We start from the raw sequence: 8025 nt of genomic DNA, 5'->3' as shown, positions 1-8025 counted from the left end.
GTAAAGTATAACACACTATACTTTATATTCATAAAGTGTGTGCTCTGCGAGGCTGTCGGCAGTGCCGACCAAAACCATAAAACCTTTAAGACCTTTCTTTTTTTTACGAGAAAAAAGAAACAAAAAAACCTGCCCTCTGCCACCTCAGCAAAGGGGGGTTTTGCTCTCGTGCTCGTTTAAAAATCAGCAAGGGACAGGTAGTATTTTTTGAGAAGATCACTCAAAAAATCTCCACCTTTAAACCCTTGCCAATTTTTATTTTGTCCGTTTTGTCTAGCTTACCGAAAGCCAGACTCAGCAAGAATAAAATTTTTATTGTCTTTCGGTTTTCTAGTGTAACGGACAAAACCACTCAAAATAAAAAAGATACAAGAGAGGTCTCTCGTATCTTTTATTCAGCAATCGCGCCCGATTGCTGAACAGATTAATAATAGATTTTAGCTTTTTATTTGTTGAAAAAAGCTAATCAAATTGTTGTCGGGATCAATTACTGCAAAGTCTCGTTCATCCCACCACTGATCTTTTAATGATGTATTGGGGTGCAAAATGCCCAAAGGCTTAATATGTTGATATAATTCATCAATTCCCTCTACTTCAATGCGGCAACTAGCAGTACCAGCAATAAACGACTCCGCACCTGTACAAACCGGTGAATCATTACTACGAGAGCGCCAGCCTTCATCACTTGCCTCCCATAGATGAATCCGAACCTCATTACACATTAGAACTGCGAATCCATCTTCATGGTGAACCAAAGTGAAACCTAGTTTATCGCAATAAAATTAGCCTAATTGAGAGAAGTTTCTATAGAATTTTTCATATACTTAACGAGTGCTTTCACCTTTGAATATAGTCCTTCCCACTTATCATCACACTCTCCCCGATAGCCTTTTCTAGCTATATCCAGTAAAGTTACATGCTCTTTAGGTAAAAGAGGTATAGCCCATTCTGCAGCGACATCTTTCGAGGTAATTTCACCAGTAGTCACTGTTTGCCACATTCGAGCTAGGGTTAAAATTACATTACGCTCATCACCTTTTATCCCCTCAATTAGTTCTGGCAAAGAATCCTTAATTGCTCTTCGAATATCTGTCAAAGGTACGGAGACAAGTATACTTGAAGAATCAGGACCAAATAGAGAAATACTATTCTTTCTTGCTTGTGCTAAAACAATAGCCAAATCAGGATCATAGCTTGGTTCCTGAATTTGTCCATTCTCAAATTCACCCCTGAGCCACTCACCGTATATAAATTCTCTTTTTGGAGGATATTGCCAAGGGACAACTTCACTCCTATTTATAACCGTAACTTCAAGTGGTCTAACAGAATCCGTATTTCCAATCTTTCCTGATATAGTCATTAGTCTTTCTGTTAGTTTTTTTCGAGTTAATTGAGGTAAACTATGATTCACGACGACTTTTACATCCTTATTGCATAACTCAAAAATTACATAACTTCCAATTCTCTCATCAACTGTTCCCATTCATTAAAATAATTACCCTGACACCTTTTAACATCATCAATTGATTTTTGTATTTCCGTCAGTACTATATAATCAGAAGAATTGTTTGGTTCAGAAATAATTTTATTCAATCTTTCTAATTCTTCATCATATTGATTTATTAACACTTCAAGTTTTTCAATTCGTTTCTCCTTCTTAACCTTCTCCTTCTCAATGGAGTTACGATCGCCTTTTACTGTGTTATTTTTCTCTACTTTCTGCTCAACTTTAATGTTATTAAATGGCTTTTCAGAATTCATCCTTTTTTTCTCGTACTCACCATAAGTAGATTGTACAAACTCTACACCATCCTTATCAAAAACAAGTAATCTGTCAGCAATCTTATTAGTAAAATATCTATCATGTGACACAAAAATAATTGTACCTTGATAACTGCATAAGATATTCTCTAAATTCTCTTTTCCAATAATATCCATGTGGTTTGTCGGTTCATCTAAGATTAAAACATTAGGACGTTTATATAATAATTTACATAATGTCAATCTAACCTTTTCTCCACCTGACAAAGAGGACACCGGTCTAAAAACATCATCTCCACTAAACTGAAATGAGCCAAGAGCAGTTCTGACCTCTGTGTCATTTAGCTCAGGGTATTCGCTTTGAAAAATTTCGAATAGTGTATCATCTCCACTGATTTGAGCAAGCTGTTGGTCAAAATAGCCAATTTCAACATTGTATCCGAATTTAAAATCTCCAGACAATGCTGCCACACCATCCATAAGTGTTTTAAGCAACGTGGATTTACCAATACCATTACTCCCAACAATTCCAAGCTTCTGTCCCCTTTCAAGGTTGAAATTAACCTTTGCAAGAGGAGTATCATAGCCTATCACAAGTTCTGAAACACTTAACACTTGCCTTGAACTACTGATTCTCGGTTGAAATTTAGACATATAAGTTTTTGTATCGTATTGGTCTGGTGCATTTAATATTTGCATACGCTGTAATAATTTAATTTTAGATTGCACCATTTTAGCTTTCGTAGGTTTATAACGAAAACGTTCAATCAAGCGTGTAATCCTTTCAATTTCTTTCTGTTGCAAATCGTAATCTTTTTGCTGTTTGATATGATTTTCTCGTTTTTGCTCCTCAAAGGCTGAATAATTACCTTTATAACATTTGGTCTCTCCCCATTCGATTTCATAAACCTTATCCACAATTCGATTAAGAAACATTCTATCATGGGAAATAATAACCAATGTAGATTTATAACTTCTCAAATAACTCTCCAACCATTGTATTGTTTCTATATCAAGGTGGTTAGTAGGTTCATCAAGTAATAGAATGTCTGGCTTTGTTAAAAGTATTTTTATAAAAGCTATCTTAGTTCGCTGACCACCTGAAAATTCAGAAATGGGTTTTTTATAATCTGCTTCAGTAAAACCCATACTACGAATCATCGTTTCATATTCTTTTTGGTAGGTTAGACCTCCAAGAGCCATATACCTTTCACTGATATCAGAGTATTCATTGATGATTTTATCATCATATTGATTCTCCATTTTATCTATCAGCTGTTTCATCTTGTTTTCCATATCAATAAGCGTCTTAAATACCGTACGGACTTCATCCACCATTGATATACTTTCATCTTCAAAAGGCATCTGTCTTAAATAGCTAATATAAGGGTTACCGGTCTTTATTACTTGAAACTCACTTTCACCAGTTCCTTCTTCTAATTCAATTTCGCCTATAATAGCTTTTAGCAAGGTTGTTTTTCCACATCCATTTCTACCAACAATAGCAATCTTTTCATTATCATTGATTTCAATACCGATGTTTTCCAACACCATATTACCATCATAGTAAACGGCACCATTAATTATTTTGTATTGCATTTTCATATCCTCCTTTGCGTTAGTACTAGCAATTGCAAAGGTGGCTTTGGACAATAATTATTCTACTCCATGTAAAGCTTGTCACAGCCACCTATACATGGAGTTCTTTAAATGTTACTTTAGTTGTAGATTTCATTTGCTTCTCCCTCCTATCGTTTCAAATATAATTCAACTTCCCCCTTATTGTACCAAATCGCTAGCGCAATGGCGGTTCTGTTGCAAAGTTTTAAATAAAGAATAAAATCCCTTACGGCATCTATGATTTAAGCTGGGATTCCCAATAATACCTTGATTTCAGTACAGACCGAAAACCCGAAGAGAGTGCCTTCTTTTCGGGTTTTCTTATATAATCCTCGGATGGCTTCCATGCCTTTAATCGTGGTAGAGGCAGTGCGTAAACTTCGATAGAATTTATTGCGTCTCTTTACTGGACGATGGTCTTGTTCAATCAAATTATTCAGGTATTTAATGGTACGATGTTCTGTCCCTTGATAAAAGCCGTATTCTTTTAGTCTCTTAAAGGCACTTGTAATAGAGGGGGCTTTATCTGTGACTACAACCTTCGGTTCATCAAACTGCTTCACTAACCGCTTAAGAAAAGCATAGGCTGCTTGTGTGTCCCGTTTTTTACGTAACCAAATATCCAAGGTTAAACCATCTGCATCGATGGCTCGATACAAATAATGCCATTTTCCTTTAATTTTGATGTATGTTTCATCCATTTTCCATGAATAAAAGGATTTTTTATTTTTCTTTTTCCAAATTTGATAGAGTAGTTTGCCATATTCTTGCACCCAACGATAAATCGTCGTATGAGAAACGTTAATGCCACGATCATATAAGATTTCTTGAACTTCACGATAGCTAAGGTTATAACGAAGATAGTAGCCCACGGCTACAATAATCACATCCTGCTGAAATTGCTTTCCTTTAAAATGATTCATCGTCATTCCTCCTGCTATCTTTTTCTATTATTCTACCTTATTTGATAGTAGATTTAAAACTTTGCAACAGAACCATGTTTTGCATTTATATTAAAATAGACAGCCCCGCCACCTAAAAATGGCTCATAATAATTATTTATAATTGAAGGTAGAGCATCATTAATATGATTTAATTCTCTTTCTTTTCCCCCTGGATATTTTAATAAGGGACGAAGGTTTTTATTTTCTGCCATAGTATTTCTCTCCTTTTATATTTATCTAAAAATTTGCCACCACTTCTTTTTTTCATCTTTTTTCATTTCTTCTTTATTTATTCCTTCATCAATCTGTGTTTCTGATTCTTTTTCTTCAAGTTCTAATTTCAATGATTCAAGTTTTTTATTAGAAATCAAAGTTAACTGTTGTTGTTGGTCTAAAAGTTTTTCTAAGTTTGCTCTTGATTTATTCGCTTCTTCTAACTGCTCTTCTAGTACCTTTATCAGTTTATCTTTGCTTGTTTCTTCTGTTGTACGGTGCTGTTCATTCGTTGTACGCTGTTGTACACTTGCTGTACAATCTTTATTGTCAATTCGTATATCAAATTCTTCTGCTAATTTCAAAAAAGCTTGGTAATCATACTCCAGAGGTTCATTTTCATAAGTTCTTGTATCTTCATTAATCGCTTTAATTTCAAACTTTTCAAGTCTTCTTCTTACCTTTTGTCTTGGCTGATTTAATTCATCACATAAGTTTTTTATTGTATAAATATTATCCTTCATATGCCACCTCACTTATGAAATACTGTATCATAACGCTGTACAGATTGCTGTACGTTTCGTTGTACACTTTAGTACAGTGCTGTACACTTTAATTTATATATTTATAAACTGTTGTCCTGGAAATTCCTAAATTTCTAGCTATTTCTGTTGGAGAATTATCAGGATTGTCTTCTAAATATTCCCTAACAAGACTCTCTTTTGAAGGTCTACCTACTTCAACTTCTCCCATTTCTTTAAGTAACTCTAATTGTCCTCTTGCAAGTTTTAAATGTTGATCTTGTTTTCTATAATTTCTTTTATTTTTTTCAATAGGAATATCTGTTAATTTTACAATGTCATCAATAGTAAAATTATAGTATTGTCTATCATAAGTTTCTAAAGCCGATTTAATATCATCTTCTTCTAAAGGATTGGAATGTTCTATTTCTTTTAATTCATCAAATATTTTATACATATCTTCTCGAACTTCACTTTTGGGAATATTACACTTTACAGCATAAATTGCCATACACATTAAATAAAAATAACGATGTCCACCCTTAACCTTATAAGACTGTCTCAACCACCAATCATAAAGATCTCTCTTTATATCCCATCTTTTAGCTCTCTTATCTCCCTTAACAATCACTCTTTCATACCACTCTGGAAACTTCTCTTCTGCTTCTTTTAAAGAATATTGAGTTGGTCTAAATCGCTTTTTTATATCTACTCTATTTTTTTCTTCATCTGCATAAGAGTTAATATAATCTAAAGTAACTCTATCGCCAGTTTTAAAAGCTATTACAGGTAAATCATACTTATCATTTTTAGATCCAACCATTCTAAAGCCTTGATTAATTGACTGATACTGTATCTGTTTTTCTTGTGAAGTCGCCTTATACTCCCACATTTTAAAAGTTAAATCATACTTTAACTGCTTCATCTGAAGCTTAATATTCGGATATAAAGCAATCGGCTCTTTAAATACATAGTAAATATGAAGACCTGTACCACTCATTACAATAAAAGTCGGTTGAGGGAGGGTTCTAAGACCTGGTTTTTTACCTATTCTTGAAAATAAATTCATTAACTCATTTTTACCTACTGCATCAAGATCAAAAACCAAAGCATTCATATTCTGAGCATACTCTAACCGATTTACACGACCTCTATAAGCTAAACCTGAGCATAGGGTCATAGGATTATTCTCTACAAACTCTTTATAGTCTTCTTCCCAGGTATCATTAAGCATTATTCTCCTTCTTAACTTTCTTTCTGTACCCTCATCTTTAGAATCCTTATATAAATAAATAGCATTAGGTTTAGAATAATCTGCCGGCATTTCTCCTTCATCTTGGTTATTAGGAAATATATATCTATAAAATTCTTCTCCCTTTACTTCTACATAATGAAAACCTAATAGCTCTTCTACTTCCTTATAATTTTTCTTCTTATTCTTTATGTTATTACTCATATAAATCACCCCTTTTAAAACAATACCCCTAAAGACTAGTAGGGGGACTTAGATTATCAATAGATAAATGAACACTTTTATTATAACATATTTTCACCCCTTTTAAAACAATACCCCTAAAGACTAGTAGGGGGACTTAGATTATCAATAGATAAATGAACATTTTTATTGTGTATACGCTGTTTACTCAATTTACTCTGTATACAATGTTTACAGAGTATACAGCATATACTAAAATTATCGACTCATTCCTTTAGTTCGCTTTTTCTTGTTTTCTCTATCAAATTCTTTCTTGAAACTACTATCTAATCCCTTTTCTCTTGATATATTAGATATACTATCAGCTAACTCTTTAAATACTTCTTTAAAGGCTTTAAAATCGCTTATACGGTCTTTAAAGAATCTTTTAGTAGATTGGTATATTAACTTAATTTCTTCTTTTAAATCGCCAATCTGGTTCTTTAAAGAAGTATTTTCTTCATATAAATTATTATATCTTTTAACAAGATCATTATAATCATCAATATCTTTATCATTTTTATCTATCTGATCTTTTAATTCATTTTTTAGCTCTTTGTTTTCCTGGTAAACATCAGTTTCTAAAATAGCTTCTAATTTTCCTTCTGCTTGTTTTCCTTTATTGACTTTTTGCCTTAATTTTAAATAGTCTTTTTCAGATAAAACTATATTGCCAGTCCATTGTCTAACTGTTTTAGTTTTAGTTATTCCAAATAGAGATTTCTCATCAGTTTCAATCTCCACATCTTCCATTTCTTTTATTGGTGTTATATCAATTTCTTTATCAATTTTATTTTCTTTTGTGTAAGCCATTAATTCATCTTTTTTTATTTCTAATTCTTTTTTTATTTCTCTTTCTTCTTCTTTTAATTTTTTAAATTCTGGAACAGTTAAATTTTTTCTTTCAGATCCTTTTTGTCCTCTTTCAATTTCAAATTGAAAATCTTGTAAGTACTTAGGCAATTCTTCTTGAACATCACGAAGAGCTTGTCGATTAAAAACTCTCTTAGCACTTAATTTATTATCTTTATCAAAGGGAACAATACCCATATGCATATGTGGAGTGCTTTCATCTAAATGAACAGTTGCATATCGAATATTTTTCTCTCCAAATTTTTCAGCAAAATAATCTTTTGACCTTTCAAAAAAATTCTCTATTTCACTTTCAGTTAGATTATCAAAAAAATCTTTATCACTTGAAATAATCCATTCATTAACTAAAACTGCATCTTTTCTAACTGCCCTGGTAGTAGTTTTATTTTCATTTATAAAATTTTCAATATCAGTTTTATAATTTTGAGTACGATCTACTAAATCGTAATTCAGTTTTGAAAGAGAAGTATCTATATCAGGATTAGAATGATTTTTTGTTTTTCTTTGATTATGGTTTCCAATTCCTACTAAATTTTCAGCTTTCATTTTCTGCATTCTAGCAACAATCATTGACATAAATAACAACTCCTTTCTTGATATGTACGGACACACCTTCCAT

Annotated in this window: 6 protein-coding genes and 2 pseudogenes; all 8 read right to left on the bottom strand. The window is 32.5% G+C overall.

Features of this window, described 5'->3' with window-relative positions:
• Nucleotides 1-437: 437 nt before the first annotated feature.
• Nucleotides 438-782: pseudogene (locus tag ACFCT9_RS13005) on the bottom strand (bleomycin resistance protein); the annotation flags it as partial.
• Between the two features lie 5 nt (nucleotides 783-787).
• Nucleotides 788-1426, bottom strand: a pseudogene (locus ACFCT9_RS13000) (aminoglycoside adenylyltransferase family protein); the annotation flags it as partial.
• 20 nt (nucleotides 1427-1446) lie between these two features.
• Nucleotides 1447-3414, bottom strand: coding sequence for an ABC-F type ribosomal protection protein OptrA (optrA, locus tag ACFCT9_RS12995; protein ID WP_412521701.1), 1968 nt, complete (start codon nucleotides 3412-3414; stop codon nucleotides 1447-1449).
• Between the two features lie 209 nt (nucleotides 3415-3623).
• Complete coding sequence (locus ACFCT9_RS12990; RefSeq protein ID WP_056994973.1) at nucleotides 3624-4304, bottom strand: IS6-like element IS1216 family transposase; 681 nt, start codon at nucleotides 4302-4304, stop codon at nucleotides 3624-3626.
• 53 nt (nucleotides 4305-4357) lie between these two features.
• The gene (locus tag ACFCT9_RS12985) at nucleotides 4358-4537 is read right to left on the bottom strand and encodes a DNA adenine methylase (RefSeq protein WP_329444173.1); all 180 of its coding nucleotides are present in this window, start codon (nucleotides 4535-4537) and stop codon (nucleotides 4358-4360) included.
• A gap of 21 nt (nucleotides 4538-4558) precedes the next feature.
• Nucleotides 4559-5062 (bottom strand): DUF536 domain-containing protein, encoded by a 504-nt coding sequence (locus ACFCT9_RS12980; protein ID WP_047641513.1) that lies wholly within the window; start codon nucleotides 5060-5062, stop codon nucleotides 4559-4561.
• A gap of 88 nt (nucleotides 5063-5150) precedes the next feature.
• On the bottom strand, nucleotides 5151-6515 hold the full coding sequence (locus ACFCT9_RS12975; RefSeq protein ID WP_015382138.1) for a winged helix-turn-helix transcriptional regulator: 1365 nt from the start codon (nucleotides 6513-6515) through the stop codon (nucleotides 5151-5153).
• A 237-nt stretch (nucleotides 6516-6752) separates the two neighbouring features.
• Entirely contained in the window at nucleotides 6753-7982 is a 1230-nt protein-coding gene (gene mobV / locus ACFCT9_RS12970) for a MobV family relaxase (RefSeq protein WP_015382137.1), read from the bottom strand.
• Nucleotides 7983-8025 lie beyond the last annotated feature (43 nt).

Origin of the sequence: Staphylococcus simulans, from assembly GCF_047037175.1 — a bacterium.
Lineage (GTDB): Bacteria > Bacillota > Bacilli > Staphylococcales > Staphylococcaceae > Staphylococcus > Staphylococcus simulans_C.
Note: the sequence above shows the minus strand (reverse complement) of the source record. Positions and strands in the feature narration are given on the sequence as shown.

Bases quoted from the DNA above. Each gene is read 5' to 3' on its own strand.
- ACFCT9_RS12990 (WP_056994973.1), bottom strand. From the start codon at position 4,304: ATGAATCATTTTAAAGGAAAGCAATTTCAGCAGGATGTGATTATTGTA.
- ACFCT9_RS12985 (WP_329444173.1), bottom strand. From the start codon at position 4,537: ATGGCAGAAAATAAAAACCTTCGTCCCTTATTAAAATATCCAGGGGGA.
- ACFCT9_RS12980 (WP_047641513.1), bottom strand. From the start codon at position 5,062: ATGAAGGATAATATTTATACAATAAAAAACTTATGTGATGAATTAAAT.
- ACFCT9_RS12975 (WP_015382138.1), bottom strand. From the start codon at position 6,515: ATGAGTAATAACATAAAGAATAAGAAGAAAAATTATAAGGAAGTAGAA.
- mobV (WP_015382137.1), bottom strand. From the start codon at position 7,982: ATGTCAATGATTGTTGCTAGAATGCAGAAAATGAAAGCTGAAAATTTA.